Here is a 19,596-nt window from a genome sequence, read left to right on the forward strand (position 1 = left end):
GCGCTCTAGTGTCGGTACGTAAAAGAAAAGGGAGCTTTACTAGCTCCCTCAATTTCTAATTTTAGTCCACCTTAAAGGCTTGGTGCTGGAACATCTGCTCAACAATCTCATGAGAGCTCGCCGACGCTGATAAATCGAGGCCTGAGATATCGAACTGTTCTAAAGCGATAGATACTGATTTTCCATCGTCTGCCGTTAGGTCAATATTTAATGTCTCTTTGTCTGCATCGAAGCTCGCCGTTAGATGATTTAGCAGATTTTCCATGTCCTTATCTTCATCACCTAATGGTGCCAAAACATCGGTAAAATCAAGCTTATCTTCGTTCAAATGGAAGTCTTTAATAATGTCTTGATCGGCTGTGATATTTAGTGATTCTGAAGAAAAAGCAAACACATCTTTTCCTGCCCCACCCGTTAAGATATCACTTCCTAAACCGCCGATAAGTACATCGTTATCTAGACCACCGATAAGGATATCATCACCTGCACCACCATTTAATGTGTCAGCTCCATCATACCCGACCAGAGCATCGTTACCATCCGTTCCATTCAAGGTATTCGCTTGGCTATCACCTTGGACTATGTTGCGCGACGAATCCGGATGCGATGTATCTTGAACATCGATAGTAATTTGGCTCTCAGCAACATCACCGTCTGCATCTACGACTCTAGCGATAAACTTATCTTGTTGATGACCATCTACATTGTTCGCTTTGTAGTCATAGCGTCCATTTTCAAAGTTAATCGTAAGGTGACCATGAGTCGTGTCAATTTTCACTAAAGAACTCTCAGACACTGTTTCTATGTGGCCCGCTACACTCTTGATCACTTCTCCAGTTAGCTTATCGAAATGGTAGGTATCTCCTTCGACGACTATCGTGTCTACCCACTGCGCCTCGCCCCCATGATGAGTAATCAAGTCACTCTGTAGCTGGCCAGATACTGTTTTGATCAGTAGTTCTTCTATCTGCGCGTCATCGACCACTACAATCGCTGAGCCTTTATCTGTCGCTATCGGCTCCAAATACTTCAAATCAGCCCCAGCACCGATCCCTACTGACCAAATATTGTCAATTGTCTGCCCACTCGTTTCGATGCTCTTCTCCATAGCATTTGCGAGGATCATTTTTTCTTCAGCAGTTGTTGGTTCTACCAAACCATCTCGAACTTGCTGGTATCGCTCTGGGCTAGAAAAATCATCTTCGCTACTCCATTTCATTAAACTTTCACGAGCTTTGGTTTCGTAACCGCCTGACTGATTTGTCCAGCCATCGAAGTCTGTCGTGACACCATCAGAAATAAAGTAAAGCTGTGTATTGGTGCTATTGAGCAATGACTGACTCGTTGGGTCTGTAAGTACTTCATGCACTTGATCAATCGCTTGGCTATAAGGCGTCCAAGCCGATGGCTGAACATCAAAGAAGAACTGACGAATGTCTCCTACTGAACTTAGCCACCCAGAAATCTGCCCATCCGGAAAACCACTGTGTGCTGCAATTTTAAATTGTACATCGCCGACATCCTGGTACTTTTCAAACATTGCTGTGATGGAGTCTCTTGCCAGTTCCCAGCGTGTCACCCAGTGTCCGTCAGCATCCAGTACCTGACTACTCATCGACTGTGAAGCATCAAGCGCTATTACTACAGTGTTGCTTTGCAGCGCGACATCATTGATTACGTGGTGGGCAGAATTTGAACTAGGCACCGAGTCGGTAACATCTAGGTGCAAAATGGCACTCTCAGATTGACCACCTGCGTTCACCTCGACCTTTGCCGAAATGTCGATCTTATCTGCACCTTGTTCAGCATGATCTAGAGCAGAATGCTGAACAACAGAATAGTGGCCCGTGTTAACGTCGATGCTTGCTTCTAGCACTTTAACGCGATCTGAGCCAGCGCCTGTATATCCGGTTAGAGTAGTTTGGTCTGCGCTCACCTCAAACGACACTGGTTTACCGCCACTGGTGAAGCCACTCAAACTCTGGTCTACTTCAAAGTGATATTCGGCATCAGTCGCGGATCCAAGGTCTGCTACCAAATCTCCTTCTGCATGAGCTCCCGTATCTGTACCTAATTCAGATTCATTTAACTCAGCGTGAGCGTCATTTAAGGACATTGGCTCACCCATAATGCTGACAGTAACCTCAGCGGTATCTTTTAAGCCGTCTTCATCTTCGATGGTGTACTTAAAGGTGTGTTCCTTCACTTCACCAGTTTTGATGATACGTTCGTTTGCCGGTAAAGATTCAAGATATTTCGCAGCGTCAAAGACCAACTTCCCGTCTTTAAGAGTTAAGAAGTCTTCTTTTGGATAATCGACAATCGTCAAGTCATCACCATCAGGATCATGATCATTTGCCAAAACATCTAGCTCTAACGTACCTGAGCCACTGGTTTGGTAACTATCGTCAAAAGTAGTCAGGTCTGCGCTAACTTGAGTAACGAAATACTCGGACCCTTTTGGATCAACAACACCGTCTTTGTAGCTGATCGTCGACATCTCAATACTGTCAAAATAGCGACCATCTGCGTCAATGCTGACGACTTGACTGCCTCCGCGAGTACCTTCAAAGACACCAGTCGCGACTAGTTCACCTTTGTAGTATGCCTTCCAGACTCCACGTTCAATACCAGGCTCCCAACTACCATTTTTGGTGTCAGTCCAAAGGTTCTTCACCTCAACTTCGGCGTGATTAGACACTTGTCCATTGGCAAATGAAAAACGCATTGCTTCGCTTTGGCCAGTGACATCATCGTAACCTATCTGTCCATCTTGGACTCGGTCTGAACCTTTATCGAGTGAAGAACTCACACCGTACTTATGATCGCCATCACCGGTATAATCAGATTTAGACGCGTCAGCGACTCTGTTTCCTGTAGTAGTATCAATCACATAGTAATCGACACTAATGTCGGCACTGTCATCCCAATTGTTCTGATCCAGTGTCTTGGTCGTCGTTTCGATGCCCTTATCATCTTCAGCGATTGGCGCTTCGTTAAGGTCGTTGATAAGCACTTTAACTTGAGCCGTATCTTTTCCATTAAATTGGTCGCGGGCTTCTACCTCTAGTTGGTAACTGTCGATTGTTTCGTGATCGAACGTAACACCATTCTTAACACTGATTTCACCCGTTGCCGTATTTATCTCAAACAAGTCTGTGTGATTCGTTAGGTGATAGGTCACCTGACTGCTTTGGTCGATATCGAACGCTTCAACCTTGCCAATGACTCCTGTTGGGGTATTTTCATCAACGCTAAACTGATAGCTATCTGCGTCGATATTACCTTGCGAGTCACGTCCATGACTGTCATTGCTACCACTGATGAACTCTGGCGCATCGTTGGTGCCCGTGATGGTGATTTCAACTTGGTGTGGTGTGCCATCTTGCGAGTACACAGTGAAGGTTTCAATGCGTGTCTGACCCTCACCTAAGTATTCTACTTTGCTGTTGTCGACGTTGTACGTCCACTCACCGCCTTCGGTGATGGTCAGGCTGCCCAGTGGCGCCCCTTCACTTGGGTGGTTGTTGGGCGTCACCTCAACTTTAAAGGTGTCGTTCGCGTTGTTGCCGTCTACATCGACAGACGTCAGTGTGCCTTTATCTTCAAGGATCACATTGCCGTCACCTTCTGTCACTGCGCCTTTATCATCGCCGCTGATTTGCGCGGCGTCATTGGTGCCTGTGATGGTGATTTCAACTTGGTGTGGAGTGCCATCTTGCGAGTACACGGTGAAGGTTTCAATGCGAGTCTGACCTTCACCTAGGTATTCCACTTTGCTGTTGTCGACGTTGTACGTCCACTCACCGCCTTCGGTGATGGTCAGGCTGCCCAGTGGTACCCCTTCACTTGAGTGGTTATTTGGCGTCACCTCAGTTTTAAAGGTGTCGTTGGCGTTGTTGCCATCCACATCGACAGATACCAGTGTGCCTTTATCTTCAAGGATCACATTGCCGTCACCTTCTGTCACTGCGCCTTTATCGTCACCGCTGATTTGCGCGGCGTCATTGGTGCCTGTGATGGTGATTTCAACTTGGTGTGGAGTGCCATCTTGCGAGTACACAGTAAAGGTTTCAAAGCGTGTCTGACCTTCCCCTAAGTATTCTACTTTGCTGTTGTCGACGTTGTACGTCCACTCACCGCCTTCGGTGATGCTCAGGCTGCCCAGTGGCGCCCCTTCACTTGGGTGGTTGTTAGGTATTACCTCAGTTTTAAAGGTGTCGTTGGCGTTGTTGCCGTCCACATCGACAGATGTCAGTGTGCCCTTATCTTCAAGGATCACATTGCCGTCACCTTCTGTCACTGCACCTTTATCATCACCGCTGATTTGCGCGGCGTCATTAGTGCCCGTGATGGTGATTTCAACTTGATGTGGAGTGCCGTCTTGCGAGTACACGGTGAAGGTTTCAATGCGAGTCTGACCTTCCCCTAAGTATTCTACTTTGCTGTTGTCGACGTTGTACGTCCACTCACCGCCTTCGGTGATGCTCAGGCTGCCCAGTGGCGCCCCTTCACTTGGGTGGTTGTTAGGTATTACCTCAGTTTTAAAGGTGTCGTTCGCGTTGTTGCCGTCCACATCGACAGATGTCAGTGTGCCCTTATCTTCAAGGATCACATTGCCGTCACCTTCTGTCACTGCGCCTTTATCATCACCGCTGATTTGCGCCGCATCATTGGTGCCTGTGATGGTGATTTCAACTTGATGAGGAGTGCCGTCTTGCGAGTACACAGTGAAGGTTTCAATGCGAGTCTGACCTTCCCCTAGGTATTCCACTTTGCTGTTGTCGACGTTGTACGTCCACTCACCGCCTTCGGTGATGCTCAGGCTGCCCAGTGGCGCCCCTTCACTTAGGTGGTCGTTTGGTATTACCTCAGTTTTGAAGGTGTCGTTCGCGTTGTTGCCGTCCACATCGACAGATGTCAGTGTGCCTTTATCTTCAAGGATCACATTGCCGTCACCTTCTGTCACTGCACCTTTATCATCGCCGCTGATTTGCGCGGCGTCGTTGGTGCCTGTGATGGTGATTTCAACTTGATGCGGTGTACCGTCTTGCGAGTACACAGTAAAGGTTTCGACGCGAGTCTGACCTTCACCTAGGTATTCCACTTTGCTGTTGTCGACGTTGTACGTCCACTCACCGCCTTCGGTGATGGTCAGGCTGCCCAGTGGCGCCCCTTCACTTAGGTGGTCGTTTGGTATTACCTCAGTTTTGAAGGTGTCGTTCGCGTTGTTGCCGTCCACATCGACAGACGTCAGTGTGCCTTTATCTTCAAGGATCACATTGCCGTCACCTTCCGTCACTGCACCTTTATCATCGCCGCTGATTTGCGCGGCGTCATTGGTGCCTGTGATGGTGATTTCAACTTGATGCGGTGTGCCGTCTTGCGAGTACACGGTAAAGGTTTCGACGCGAGTCTGACCTTCACCTAAGTATTCCACTTTGCTGTTGTCAACGTTGTACGTCCACTCACCGCCTTCGGTGATGCTCAGGCTGCCCAGTGGTGCCCCTTCACTTGAGTGGTTATTTGGCGTCACCTCGGTTTTAAAGGTGTCGTTCGCGTTGTTGCCGTCCACATCGACAGACGTCAGTGTGCCCTTATCTTCAAGGATCACATTGCCATCGCCTTCCGTCACTGCACCTTTATCATCACCGCTGATTTGCGCCGCATCATTAGTGCCCGTGATGGTGATTTCAACTTGATGCGGTGTGCCGTCTTGCGAGTACACAGTGAAGGTTTCAATGCGAGTCTGACCTTCACCTAAGTATTCCACTTTGCTGTTGTCGACGTTGTACGTCCACTCACCGCCTTCAGTGATGGTCAGGCTGCCCAGTGGCGCCCCTTCACTTGGGTGGTTGTTGGGCGTTACCTCAGTTTTAAAGGTGTCGTTGGCGTTGTTGCCATCCACATCGACAGACGTCAGTGTGCCCTTATCTTCAAGGATCATGTTGCCATCGCCTTCCGTCACTGCGCCTTTATCATCGCCGCTGATTTGCGCGACGTCATTGGTGCCCGTGATGGTGATTTCAACTTGGTGAGTTGTTCCATCAACTGATGTGACGGTTAAAATACGGGTAACTGGCTCGCTGTCTGTATTTAAGGCCTGAACATCTGGATGATCATTGTTGAGTTGATAACTCCAATTGCCATTCACATCAACCGAAAAGCTGCCCCAATTGCCATCTTGTACATTTGTCTGTGGCTGAAAAAAAGCTTCACCTGTGTTGGAATCACTGATGGACAACTGACCACTAGTTTCAAGAACAGAATCCTCTTGGACTGACCCAGAGTCATCCCCAGCAATTATCGCTCGAATCTGCGCAATATCGGTTTGCGAATTGCGGAGAAGATTGAACAACGTGGTACTTTGCTCTGAACTAAAGCCAGCTGTTTCAAAGTAAGTGCTAGCAAGAACTTCAGCCCCTATTCTTTCAATAGTTCCTGACTCAGTAAGGCTTGAACCACCTGAGCCACCTGAGCCACCAGCAGCCGTTGCAAACTCATCTCCTAACTCGCTAGGATCCACACCATTCTCAAGTGCTTCGAGCAGTTGAGCAACTTGCTTTGCTGCATCCGGTTCCGGCTGAGGATGCCCAAGTTCATTTAAAACATAGATTTGTTCTGGTTGGATTTCGTTTTCCAGAGTGTCAATAATCACTTCACCCGACAGTATTTCATCCATTGAATCTACAATTTTGATACGACCATCTAAGCCAATAACGACATAGGTTTCTGTGATTAATTTAAATTGTCCAACCAAGAGCGATACCTCATTCAGCAACTACCAGAATTTCGAAAAATGTGACCCATCACTCGATAATGAGATTTATTTCCAAAATTCAATACATTCAGGTAACAAATGTATCATTAATAACCACAATAAAAACATGCAGACTTACGCCTCCAAAACTGCATGTTTTATTTTATTGCATGGTTATCAAAGACTTATACTAAGTCAGAATAAGCCACTAACGGTATGTCGGTTTTATGAACAATGAGTATCGCTAAAAAGGGAGCATATTTGCTCCCTAGTTTAAATTATCCAGAAACATCTTTGATTACATTCATGTCAGAAATAATATTCTAAAGACATCTGGATAAAGTCATCTTTTCGCGCAAAATAGAGCAAGTCGCTTGGTGTTTCGTTTTCAAACAGCCAAGCATCAAGAGTCCAAGATAAGTGATTGGTGAGTCGACTTGAAGCTTCCAACTTCGCGCTGTAGACATCACTGTTATCGAGATCTTGGGTGACTCCCAACAAAATCTCCGTACTGTCTTCGTCATTGAGTGCCAGACGCGTTCCTGCAAAGATGTCGTTTTGTCCGATGGTTTGAGCATTATTGCCGCGGCTATCGTAGAGATACTCGGCAATCAAACCTAGATCCCAAACCGTATCAAACACGCCAACAATCGTGTATTCAAAGCCAGACACGAGCCCCATATGGTGATCGAAACTGTCTCGGTAGATAGTTTCAAGTTTCCACAGCCAATCGCCCACAATGCCTTGTACATCGAGACCAACCTGTTTCGCCTGCGCATAGTATGGCTTCACTTCACCATCAGCCAAACGAAAGTAGGGATCACGATTAGTACCTTGGAAATAGCTCAATCCGACATCCCAATCACCGTACATCTGCGAATATCTCAACGCAAAGTCGACATGTTTTTCTTCCCGTGAGGATTCATAGATGGCGTCTTTAGATACCGGCAACGTAGGACGTAAGCGGCCATCCTTACCCGAAAAAGTGCGCTCTCTAAAGTAAGGCAATACCATGGCGTCTATGGCTCCCCACTCTTTGATCGAGGTAAAGTGAATCATAGGTTGGCCGAGCTTATCTTCGCCATCAACCGCTTCAATAGCGTCAGTTTGATTAACAACATCGACTAAATGGGCAGATTCGGTCACTCCCCAAAACACCTTGCCAATACCTACTCTGATTTCATAGTCATCCCAATAGTTTAGATAGAGAGCTTCACGGATATCGCCATGGGTTCTTTCATCATCTAAACTGTCAAAACGGTAAAAAGGCGTAAAGGTAAAATCGGCGTTCTCTCCCAATTGCCAGTAGAATTCAGGCTGTAGAACCAGAGAACTCTGACCTTTTCCCTGCCCCTGCTCACCGTCTGAGAAAAACTGCCTATGTTCTACGTTAGCTTGTCCTGCGAATTCAAATCCGTGACATTGTAACGAAATCAATGTCAATATGGCGCTGGCAGAAAGTCTGCCAGCTTTACTTAATAGATCCTTCATATCGCCTCTTACTTCACGCGCTTAAGAACATTCTTTTCGAAATCCTTTTCTCTCAATCCAGTTTGGAAATCGAGATCACTCGTGGTCAGCGTGGTGCTCTTACCCGTTTGGTGGTTCACCATTGCCATGGTATGGGCACGCCAGTACTGGCTTAGGTACTGTTTGTATTCATCAAACTGCAAAGTTTTTAGCAGTGCGCCTTTGCGATCATAGAACTCAACTTTCAGCGGGCGATAGTGCTCCTTATCTAGCCAGACAAGTTGCTTGGTATAACCAGAGTTCTTATCTGTTGGGATCTGCTCAAGCAGATAAGTTGGTGTGCCATTAACCTCTTTATCGCCCAAATAGTTGAAGGTGTACTTCTCCAACTCAAACGAGCTTAAGTCCTCGTAGGCAAACTCGCTGCCCATAAAAGGCCCTGACTTATTGCGTGAAGAGATACGTTTAACACGCTTTAACGCAGGCAAATACAGCCATTGGTCATCAGCTTCGATACTGTGTGAATGGTTAAGAAAGGCTGCACCCTTCACATCTCGCGGTTGGTCGAAGATGGTGAGACCTTTATCGCCATCCCCGTCGATTTCAAACGACTTTAAGCGCATTTCACGAGTACTGCTTTCACCCTGGGCGTTCTTTAGAATCATCTTCATTGTCGCAACCGAATCACCCCAACCTTCATCACGAGCTTTACGTTCAGTAGCAATTTCTAACCCTCGCTCTGGTGAAGCCACGGCTTGGTTAGAAAACACAACCATGGCTGAAAGGGCAACCGCCTTGATCATTAATTTTGTTTGAGTATTCATAGTGAAATCCTTTTAGCTTTGAGTTTGTGTAATTGGGGTGGAACGGGTTTGTTTGGGCTTATTTTCTGTTCCTTCAACGTAGCTAGCGGTATCAAAACGCATCAGCAACGCAGGTAAGAAAACAAAGTCGACCACAAGAGCAATAAAGATCACCATGGCGCTAAGCTGCCCCATATCAGAGTTAAGTCTAAAGCTCGACATTGCTAGAACTGAGAAACCTGCGACTAACACAACAGTGGTGATCCATAAGGCTCGGCCGACCGTGTGAAAGGCATATCGCACCGCTTGTTCGGCAGATTGCCCTTGTTTACGTGCACGTTGATATTTAGATAAGAAGTGAACCGAATCATCGACGACGATACCTAGAGTCAGCGTCACGACAACCGATAATCCAAGGTTAATTTCACCTGAAAGAAGCGCCCATAACCCAAAACCGATAATGGCTGGTGCCATGTTTGGTACAATACTGATCAATCCCAAGCGAGTTGAACGTAGAGCAAACACCATTAACGCGGAGATCAGGATCAAGGTGATGGGTAGTGTCGACAACATACTAGCCATATTCGTTTCACCAATATGGGCGAACATAAGCGACGGACTAGACGCAACAACTTGATACTGAGGACCATTGGTGGCAAACCAGTTGTAGATGCGTTCTTCCAACTCCACTAGCTCAACACTGCCTAAGTTATCAACCGTTACAACCAGCTTGATAGACGACTTGTCAACGTTGATCTGGTTGTTGAGGTCTAGGCCGTAAGGCAAGGACATCTCATAAAGTAGCAGGTACTGCGCGGCTAACTCTCTATCCAGTGGCAGCTTATAGTAGCTGTCGTCATCAGCATGCATGTTCTTGTTAAGGCGCTTATAAACGTCTGACAAGGTAGCAACATGATCAGTTTCTGGTTGCAAACGCAGCCAATGGGTAAAGTCACCCATTGTTTTTAGGAATGTAGGATCAGCAATACCTTGTGATTCACCTGTTTTGACCGCAATACTGATGCTTGTCATCCCGCTAATGCGCTCTTCCATAAAGTCTGCCGCTTGGCGGAAATCACTGCGTGAATCGAAGTATTTAACGGACTCATCGTTCACTTTGTTCAGCGGTAGTAAACTTGCAGAAACAGCAATGACTAACGCCGAAATTGGCAGCAATGCCTTACGGTAACGAACGACCTTGTCACCGAGCATATCCATAAAGTCTTGCGACGCTGCTGCCTTCTCATCGACAGCTTTGACTTTAATAGGTAGCAGTTTCAGCATTGCCGGTAGCATAGAAACAGATAGGAAACAGGCAATCATGACTCCAAGCGCAGCCAAGTTGCCGAAATCTCGCAGTACCGGTGAGTCAGACATGTTCATCATCAAGAAGCCAATTGCCGTAGTGACCGAGGTAATCACGATTGGCATAAAGTTGATGGCAACGCTTTGGTCTATCGCGTAAGACTTACTGTAGCCTTTCTTAAGATTTTGCCTCATGGTTGCGATTACATGCACACAGTCAGCAACCGCTAGCGTCATCACTAAGGTAGGTATATTTACAGTCGCGGTACTTAGGAACATTCCAGCCCAGCCAGAGATCCCCATAGTCGCAGCAACAGAACCTATGATGATGACTAACGTCGCCACCACACTTAGGAACGAACGCAGCATCAGAGTAAGAAACACGAGAATGACCAGTAGCATAGTGGGTACTAGCGTTGAACTGTCTTGTTGGGCTGAGGTCATAAACGCGTGGTTCATAGCGATGATACCGGCTTTATGAAACTCAACCTGTGGGTATTGAGATTGATAATTGGCTAGCAACTGATCAATGTGAGTAACGATTTCAACCACTTCCGCCGTTTCGTCAATTTCAGGCATTTGAACAGTTACGTTAACTACTGTGACATCGCCTTTTTGTGAAATCAGGGAGTCTTTAATCACCGGCTCTGAGAGTGCAATACGCTTGACCTTTTCAATCCGCTCTGGCGTTAAAGGGTAATCTTCCAGCAGCAAATCTTCGACGATCAGATCATCTTCGTAAGCTTCGGTGTGCTGATAGTTTGCGATAGAGTCGACACGGCTAGAATAAGGGACTTGCCATGCATCTTGAGTAAGCTGTTGAACCAAGGTCAGAATGTCAGGTTCAAACACATTGCCGCCAGCAGGTGCAATTACGATGGCAAGATTATCTGACTTTGCAAATGTCGTTTGAATCTCATCAAACGCTCTTAATTGAGCGTTTTGCCCATCGAAGAAGATATTGTAATCACCTCTAAAATAGAGATTTTTTCCTCCCATTGTTGATACAGTGACTATCGCCAGCGTTATAAGTAAAACCCACCAGCTAAAGCGAGTCGGCATGGTCAGCCAAGTAGAAGGCTGTTTTGAATTATTTAGTTGAGCAGTCATCACACTCTCCATTTGTGACGTTTCGTCAAAAGCGGTTAATTAAAAACCAGCAAATGCTGGTACTTAAGTAACAACCCCTGAACCTGTTAATTAGATTCTGAGTATTAGTGCTTTATGTGACGATTCGTCAAAAATGGTGATTTTAAAAGCCCTTACGGGCTTTGATGATGGAATACTTTTAGCCTATCGACCTACAGACTCTAGATAATCTATCTCTTGGGCGAACAACTCTTGCTCTACTCTGCGCCAAGTTTTTCGATAATCCCACTCTGTCGATAGAGGCTTCCAAGCCAAGCCATCCAATAACATGTTGGCGTTATTGAGTACGGTATATGGATCTTGCAAACGATTGATACAATGGCTATTTGAAGCATTCTGTGTCAATGCATTTGAACCAAAAGCAATTGACCAGTTGGCAAATACGATAGCATCAGAGCCAATACCATGAGAGAACTTCAAGTCTCCCTGCTCTACTCCATTAAGTACAAGTTGATCAGCATGTTCAATCACTTGTTCTTCGAGAGTATTTAGCTCTTTTACCCTTTCTGGGGAGGCTTTCTCAAGGACCCAAGGGCTCTTTGCCATAATCGCACACGTTGACAGTACTGGCTCCATACGAGCGTAAATACGATAACCAACGTGGAGCGCAATCACCTTTTCACGGGTGTTGCCTTCAAATTCACCAGCGCGCGCAAACAAAACAGCCTCACTTTTCAGTGAATGTATGCACAGCGCCATAATCACGTCTTCTTTACTGCAAAAATGATTGTAAATCGTGCCTTTAGAATACGCACTCGCTGAAGTTAACTTGTCCATCGTCAAGTTACTCCACCCTTGCTCTTGAACAAGCGATTTCGCTAATAGAGTGAGTTCTACCTCTCTATCTGCAATCGCTTGCTGCTTTTTAGTCAAACCAAATGAGCAGCTGGAACCTTCTTTTTTATCACTCTTACTACAGCCAAAACCAAACATGATTATCTAATCCGTCTCAGTCGTTTACTCCCTAACCTTACTATTGTAACACGAATACCAATTACGTTATAAATACCATTAATGACGATTCGTCATTTTTGACACATCGTCATAATAGCGCATTTATTGATCATATCAAGAAAAAGTTAGGTAAAACATTTATGACAGTAATGAATTAACCCAAGTGCTACTATTGCTTGGTAAGCTAATTTCAAATGGATCTTGTATGAAAAAATTTTTAACGTTACTTGGCTTAGGAATATTCTCGACATCTAGTGTTTTCGCCAACAATTGGTACGCGGAACCCCTCGTGGCAGGCCTCAATGTGCCTTGGGGACTTAGCTATCTCGGCGACAGTAAAGTGCTCGTAAGTGAAAAAAATGGCACCGTTGGTGTGCTAAACCTTGAAAACAACACCTACCAAGACATTGGTAAAGTTCCGGACGTACATGTATCTGGTCAGGGAGGGCTCCTTGACATAGCTGTCTCCCCTTTTGACCCTACTCAAATCTATATCACCTATTCAAAATCCGTTGGTAAAGCGATAGAAACGACACTAGCCAAAGCTGCTTATCAAAATGGTCGCCTATCAAAGTGGCAAGATATGCTAGTGACTCGCTCAGGCTCCGATGGCGGGCGTCATTTTGGCAGCCGAATCGCCTTTGACTCGCAGTATTTGTACTTTAGCGTTGGAGACCGAGGTGAACGCGACAACGGACAAGATCTCACTACCCACGCTGGAAGTATTCTTCGGGTGCAAACGAATGGTCAAGCCGTTCAAGACAACCCGTTTGTCGCGGACGAAGGAAAATTAGATGAGATATGGAGCTACGGTCATAGAAACCCTCAAGGGCTTTTCTTTGATGGCGAAAGTAAGAGTCTTTGGTCCATTGAGCACGGTCCTAGAGGTGGTGATGAAGTTAACCTAATCACCAAGAAAGCCAATTACGGTTGGCCTGTGACGTCTCACGGCAAAGAATACTGGGGACCCATTGCGGTCGGAGAATCAACAGAAAAAGAGGGGATCACCTCTCCAAAAAAAGTGTACATTCCCTCTATCGCACCGAGTTCTTTAATACTGTATCGTGGCGATAAGCACCCAGATCTATCTGGAAAACTCCTTGCGGGTGCACTCAAACTCACTCATATCAACGTTTTGACTTTAAAAGATAGCCAAGTGGTTGATGAGCAAAGAATCCTAGAAGACCTAGGCGAACGTATTCGCGACCTCGAAGCATTGCCAAATGGAGAAATTCTATTTAGTACTGATAGTGGGAAAATTTATCGTTTAGTAAAAGAAGACTAGCATAGTGAGCTCATTCAGGTGCTCACTGCTTTGCACTCAAAGCTACTCGACCAAATGACTTTATTGCGACCACTCTGCTTACACTCATACAAGGCTTTGTCTGCTAGATTAAACATCGCTTCCTGTAGCTCTTGATGGGTGTTGAATCTATCATACAAATCTTGCTGCTGGGCAACGGCACCACCTACAGACGCAGTAACAATACCAAAAGGTTGGTTGCCTTCATGAATCAAATCCAATCCTGCGATCTCGTGCCTCAAACGTTCTGTGAAGTTCGCAAGTTGACTCAAGTCAGGTCGAGCGCAAAAAATAACAAACTCCTCACCACCATAACGGAATGCTAGATCGCTATCACGGGCCAATTGCTTGATCTTACTTCCGACTCTAGACAATGCGTTGTCACCTTCTGTATGGCCGTATATATCGTTAAATGCTTTAAAGTTATCGACATCGCAAACTATCAAACCCACATAATGCCCTTTGGCTAAATGGCGCTTAAGGAAAGGCACGGCGGTACGAGAATATTTATGACGTGAACCGAGCCCTGTAAGTGGGTCGGTATCCGATTTGGTGCGCAAGATGTTAAGTTGATTATCGAGTTTTATCAGTAACCCTTGATAGGCTCTAGCGAGCTGGCCAATTTCGTCACTTCGATTCAGTTCAGCGAAATCAGTAAGGTCACTGTTTGACTCTCCTGATCGCATATGTTCAGCGAGAGATTTAAGGGGTGAGACAATCCAATGAGAGACCCAACCGATCAGAATCAATGAAATGGCGAGTGCAACGATAGCTTCCGCGATAATCTCTTCAAGTAACGAACGCTGTAGCTGAGTCAGTTCACTCGCGTCAAATACTGCCCAAATCTCACCACCGTTTTTATTGGTCAAAGGTAAGACCACATTAAGGGTGCATAGCTCCTCATCAAGGTAGTAGGCATCCGTTGTGACTTCCGGCTTGCTCCAAGGTATGAATACATTATTAGAAACGTAGAGGCTTTCGAGTAACGCTGCATGTTCGCGTTTAACTCTGTTCTCAATGAACACTAACTTTCTGTACTTGGTTAAGTTTTTAGTGCCATTAGCTTCAATCTGAGCTGTCAATGCATTGAGCTTTTTCTCATGCTCCGCTATTTCTTCCTGCTTTACATCTGCGCGCCATAAATAATCAAAACGTTTAAAGTACCGTACTTGAACCTCTTGATTGGAGTAATCAGACTGTCCTGCAATCTCCAAAAACTCCAGATCATCAATCGATGCCAGCATCTGTTTAGTGCTTGGCATAGTGAGGTTGGCGTAGTTGATTCCGGCTACGGAGCTTGATATCAAAGGAATATGCGGCGCTAAGGTGAGCTTGGCGATCGACGCAGAATAATCGATGTGACGGTGCCACTCGCTTTGGTAACGTGCATAGCTAAAGCCTGCAACCAAAATAACGACCAACAATAGATGCGAGATAACCAACATCTGATTAATAGAAAATCTCGCGACAAGCTTTGGGATCATCTTAGTCAAGGTTAGTGCTCGCTATTTGCACTAATCAACGACCCATTAGAAAATAACAGGTAGCAGATATCTTTAGCAGACGAAGCATATGAATAATGCGAAGTAGAACTACACGACTCTCCTAAACAGAAAGTACTGTCAACTAACCAGTTTGGTCTACCCATTCGAACTCATCCTACAACTCTTGGAGCAACTTCATATAATCGAACGTTTATTTTATTCGATTTATAAATAAATTCACACAATGAATGTTCAAAAATCAATCAGGACTTGAGAGTTGTAGCAGAGATAAGATGGGTAACGTGTATATAGCAAAAAACCCTAGCATTTCTGCTAGGGTTTTAAACTTGGAGCGACACACGAGGTTCGAACTCGTGACCTCAACCTTGGCAAGGTTGCGCTCTACCAACTGAGCTAGTGTCGCATAATGCGTTAGATTAGATGGTGCCCCGGGCCGGACTTGAACCGGCACAGCGCGAACGCCGAGGGATTTTAAATCCCTTGTGTCTACCAATTCCACCACCAGGGCACACAAATCTAAATTTGTGATGGAGACACCATCCGTGATATCGACCCTTTAGGAATCGTTATCAAAATAATTTGGAGCGACACACGAGGTTCGAACTCGTGACCTCAACCTTGGCAAGGTTGCGCTCTACCAACTGAGCTAGTGTCGCAAATGGAGGCGCGTCCCGGAGTCGAACCGAGGTCCACGGATTTGCAATCCGCTGCATAGCCACTCTGCCAACGCGCCTCTGTAATTCCAAGATGAAGAGTTATTAGCTCGATTCCTCTTGGGTACGGGATGCATTCTACGCATTCGAACTAACGAGTCAACACTAATTTTGAATTTTCGAATCGTTTGTCTATTAAACGTGCAAAACGACTCAAATTAACGAGTTTTTTAGCAAATAAATGAGTAAATCCACTGAGTTAATTGCGTTTACGAAAATGCAAGATACAAAAAAGCGGGCTCTTGCCCGCTTTAAAAATCAGTGGTGTTCTTCACTCAGCAAATCATCTTTTGCTGCCATGAGATACTGTGCCATCGACCAGTAAGTCAGGAAGGTCGCAATGTACAATGCCGCATAACCAACCCAAATCATCCAATCATCGTACCGCCAAATAAGAACCCATAAAGCAAACATCTGACTGAGCGTTTTAACCTTGCCCACCCAAGAAACCGCCACACTCGCTCGTTTACCAATTTCCGCCATCCACTCGCGTAATGCTGAAATGATGATTTCACGAGCGATCATTGTCACTGCCGGAATCGTGATCCAAATGCTGTGGTAATGTTCTGTAATTAAAATTAGCGCTGTCGCAACCAGTACTTTATCCGCTACCGGATCGATAAATGCGCCAAAACGAGAGGTTTGGCCCAGTTTTCGAGCCAGCATGCCATCTAGCCAATCTGTAAACCCAGCAACCCAAAACACCATTGCGGCGGCAAAAGGAGACCAGCTATAAGGGAGGTAAAACACAACGACAAATACTGGTATCAAGAAAAGTCGCAACAAAGACAATATGTTCGGGATATTTAAACGCATATTTATTTAAGGCTCTTTTTGTTTGCGTATGGCTCTATTTGGTGCTTCAAACAGCGCCTTATGGTGCGGGATTTTTATTATTGTTTCAATGCTTGATAAATGTTTTCTGCCAAAGAAACACTAATACCCGGCACTTTGGCGATTTCTTCAACACTGGCTCGTTTTAGTTCTTGTAGACCGCCCATGTATTTAAGTAAGGCTTGGCGACGCTTTGGCCCGACCCCTTCAATACCTTCTAAGGCACTGGTTCTACGCGTTTTTCCGCGCTTAGCTCGGTGACCAGCAATCGCATGATTGTGGCTTTCATCCCGAATATGCTGCATAAGATGGAGCGCTGGGGCGTCGCTAGGTAGGTTAAACTCATCTCCTTCCACCGTAATCAATGTTTCCAGTCCTGGTTTGCGAGTCACGCCTTTTGCGATGCCGATCAAATGTGGTCGCTTTGGCCAGTCTCCCCAATATTGAGAAATAATCTCATGGGCACGGTTGAGTTGCCCTTTACCACCATCGATAAATACGATATCTGGAATCTTTTCTACTTCGAGTTGTTTCGAGTAGCGACGTTCGAGTGCCTGCCCCATCGCCGCATAATCATCACCGCCAGTAATTCCAGAGATATTATAACGGCGGTATTCTTGCTTGACGGGGCCTTCATGGTTAAACACAACACAGGAAGCAATGGTGCTCTCACCCATGGTATGAGAAATATCGAAACACTCCATGCGCGTTATACTTTCCATTCCAAGTAACTCTCGCAGCTCTTTAAAACGCTGAGAAATCGTCATTTTGTGATTGATCTTGGTCGTAATGGCCGTTAACGCGTTAGTGTTAGAGAGCTTTAGGTATCTACCACGTGTGCCTGTCGGGTTGACATGAAAATGTACCTTACGACCCGCAATCCCGGAGAGCGCTTCGGCCAGCGAGTCAGAATCATCCATTAAGCCCGTGTTGAGTATGATTCGGGTTGGAATGGTTCTCGCCTCATTATGGCTTAAGTAGTATTGGCTCAAGAAGCTGTAAAACACTTCTTGCTGAGTCGTACTATTGGGAATTTTAGGAAAATGGCTGCGGCTGCCCAACACCTTACCTTGGCGAATCATCAAGATATGAATACAGGCAATGCCATTTTCTTGAGCAAAGCCGAGCACATCCATATCGTCCATAGAGTCTTCGGAAACAAATTGCTGCTCTTGCACGCGGCGTATTGCTTGGATTTGATCTCGGAACTTGGCTGCCTCTTCAAAACGTAAAGATTGGCTCGCCTGCTCCATTTTTTCGACCAAAGAACTCAGAACTTGTTGATCTTTGCCTTGAAGAAACAAACGTACTAAATCTACTAGTTCGCTATAGTCATCATCGGAAATAACGCTACTGACGCAAGGCGCAGCGCAACGACCAATTTGATACATCAGACACGGGCGAGTTCGGTTGCTGTACACCGTGTCTTCACATTGGCGAACCGGAAATATTTTTTGGATAAGATGAAGCGTTTCGCGAACTGCGCCTGAGTCAGGGTAAGGGCCAAAATATTCGCCTTTGCGCTTTTTAGCACCGCGATGCATCGAAAGTCTTGGGTGCTTATGTCCGCTGACAAAGATGTACGGATAAGACTTATCATCGCGCAACAATACATTGTATTTAGGCAGGTACTGTTTGATGTAGTTGTGCTCAAGGATCAGAGCTTCCGTCTCGGTGTGAGTCACCGTGACATCAATTTTGGCAATATTACTGACGAGAGCACGCGTTTTCTCACTATCTACTTTGATTCTGAAATAGCTTGAAAGGCGCTTTTTGAGGTCTTTGGCTTTACCAACATAGATAACCACAGCCTCGGCATTATACATACGATAAACGCCGGGCTGATTGGTTACTGTTTTAAGGAAAGAGGCCGAATCAAATTGGGTCATACCATTACCATGTATTGGATCTGAAAAACATTGATGGTAATGGCGCCCTATAATGTCTCGGTGTCGATCATTCCGTGTCGAATCGCTAGGTGAGTCAATTCAACGTCACCGCTAATGTCGAGTTTATTAAACAAACGATAGCGGTAGCTGTTTACCGTTTTAGGGCTCAGGTTTAACTGCTCTGAAATGTCAGTCACCTTCTCCCCTTTGGTAATCATCATCATGATTTGCAGCTCGCGCTCAGACAAATCGGCAAATGGGTTTTCCGAAGCCGGAGAAAATTGGCTAAGCGCCATCTGTTGAGCAATTTCTGGCGAGATGTAGCGTTGACCACTATTCACCATACGAATCGCGTTGACCATTTCATCTGGCCCCGCACCTTTGGTCAGGTAACCTGCGGCACCTGCCTGCATCACTTTAGTTGGAAACGGATTTTCCGTATGAACAGTTAAAACGATGATTTTGACATCAGGATTAAAACGCAGGATCTTCTTGGTTGCTTCTAGACCACCAATACCCGGCATATTCATATCCATTAAAATGACGTCAGCATGGTTGCTACGACACCATTTTACTGCTTCTTCACCGCTTTCAGCTTCCCCTGCTACGTTCATTCCACGGACGTCTTCAATAATACGTCGTATCCCTGTGCGAACCAGCTCGTGATCATCTACAAGGAAAACATTTATCAAACTTGTATCTCCACACTATTTAACTTGGCTCTGCTTCCACGCATGTGGAATACAGTACAGCTGCCTAGTTTAACTCATAATACTAATTTCGCTTACTCTGAATATGTGCTGAAACGCAAAGTTTAGCAAGTACTTATTTTCATAACTGCTAGTTAAATTGTTATTAATCTAATAATCAATCGCTTAGCTTCTTTTTGTGGTTATTTTTCTACCACCTCA

Annotated in this window: 10 protein-coding genes and 4 tRNA genes; 1 reads left to right on the forward strand and 13 read right to left on the reverse strand. The window is 45.5% G+C overall.

Annotation, left to right across the window (positions count from 1 at the left end; translation table 11 throughout):
• Nucleotides 1-61 precede the first annotated feature (61 nt).
• From AC6R00_RS01045 to AC6R00_RS01065, 5 genes are all read right to left on the reverse strand, one after another.
• A complete protein-coding gene (locus tag AC6R00_RS01045) occupies nucleotides 62-6,760 on the reverse strand; it encodes a VCBS domain-containing protein (RefSeq protein ID WP_500639047.1) in 6,699 nt (2,232 codons plus the stop codon).
• Nucleotides 6,761-7,069: 309 nt separating this feature from the next.
• Nucleotides 7,070-8,251: a hypothetical protein gene (locus tag AC6R00_RS01050; protein WP_500639048.1), complete on the reverse strand. Its 1,182-nt coding sequence runs from the start codon at nucleotides 8,249-8,251 to the stop codon at nucleotides 7,070-7,072.
• An 8-nt stretch (nucleotides 8,252-8,259) separates the two neighbouring features.
• Nucleotides 8,260-9,054, reverse strand: a complete 795-nt coding sequence (locus tag AC6R00_RS01055) for an outer membrane lipoprotein-sorting protein (protein ID WP_500639049.1) — start codon at nucleotides 9,052-9,054, stop codon at nucleotides 8,260-8,262.
• 12 nt (nucleotides 9,055-9,066) lie between these two features.
• Nucleotides 9,067-11,448, reverse strand: a complete 2,382-nt coding sequence (locus AC6R00_RS01060; protein ID WP_500639050.1) for an efflux RND transporter permease subunit — start codon at nucleotides 11,446-11,448, stop codon at nucleotides 9,067-9,069.
• A 183-nt stretch (nucleotides 11,449-11,631) separates the two neighbouring features.
• Complete coding sequence (locus AC6R00_RS01065) at nucleotides 11,632-12,420, reverse strand: TetR/AcrR family transcriptional regulator (RefSeq protein WP_171326017.1); 789 nt, start codon at nucleotides 12,418-12,420, stop codon at nucleotides 11,632-11,634.
• Nucleotides 12,421-12,646: 226 nt separating this feature from the next.
• On the opposite strand from AC6R00_RS01065, the gene AC6R00_RS01070 reads away from it, so the two are divergent.
• Nucleotides 12,647-13,726: a PQQ-dependent sugar dehydrogenase gene (locus AC6R00_RS01070; protein WP_500639051.1), complete on the forward strand. Its 1,080-nt coding sequence runs from the start codon at nucleotides 12,647-12,649 to the stop codon at nucleotides 13,724-13,726.
• 14 nt (nucleotides 13,727-13,740) lie between these two features.
• Here AC6R00_RS01070 and AC6R00_RS01075 read toward each other — a convergent pair whose 3' ends face one another.
• From AC6R00_RS01075 to uvrY, 8 genes are all read right to left on the reverse strand, one after another.
• Complete coding sequence (locus tag AC6R00_RS01075; RefSeq protein ID WP_500639071.1) at nucleotides 13,741-15,228, reverse strand: diguanylate cyclase; 1,488 nt, start codon at nucleotides 15,226-15,228, stop codon at nucleotides 13,741-13,743.
• A gap of 348 nt (nucleotides 15,229-15,576) precedes the next feature.
• Nucleotides 15,577-15,652 (reverse strand) — tRNA-Gly (locus AC6R00_RS01080).
• A gap of 18 nt (nucleotides 15,653-15,670) precedes the next feature.
• Nucleotides 15,671-15,757, reverse strand: a tRNA-Leu gene (locus AC6R00_RS01085).
• 72 nt (nucleotides 15,758-15,829) lie between these two features.
• Nucleotides 15,830-15,905, reverse strand: a tRNA-Gly gene (locus AC6R00_RS01090).
• Between the two features lie 3 nt (nucleotides 15,906-15,908).
• Nucleotides 15,909-15,982 (reverse strand) — tRNA-Cys (locus AC6R00_RS01095).
• A 238-nt stretch (nucleotides 15,983-16,220) separates the two neighbouring features.
• Nucleotides 16,221-16,778: a CDP-diacylglycerol--glycerol-3-phosphate 3-phosphatidyltransferase gene (gene pgsA / locus AC6R00_RS01100; protein WP_500639052.1), complete on the reverse strand. Its 558-nt coding sequence runs from the start codon at nucleotides 16,776-16,778 to the stop codon at nucleotides 16,221-16,223.
• Nucleotides 16,779-16,855: 77 nt separating this feature from the next.
• Nucleotides 16,856-18,685, reverse strand: a complete 1,830-nt coding sequence (gene uvrC, locus AC6R00_RS01105) for an excinuclease ABC subunit UvrC (protein WP_486786302.1) — start codon at nucleotides 18,683-18,685, stop codon at nucleotides 16,856-16,858.
• A gap of 47 nt (nucleotides 18,686-18,732) precedes the next feature.
• Nucleotides 18,733-19,377 (reverse strand): UvrY/SirA/GacA family response regulator transcription factor, encoded by a 645-nt coding sequence (gene uvrY / locus AC6R00_RS01110; protein ID WP_004746682.1) that lies wholly within the window; start codon nucleotides 19,375-19,377, stop codon nucleotides 18,733-18,735.
• Nucleotides 19,378-19,596 lie beyond the last annotated feature (219 nt).

This window comes from Vibrio sp. R10-SF1-ISO8, from assembly GCF_059833805.1.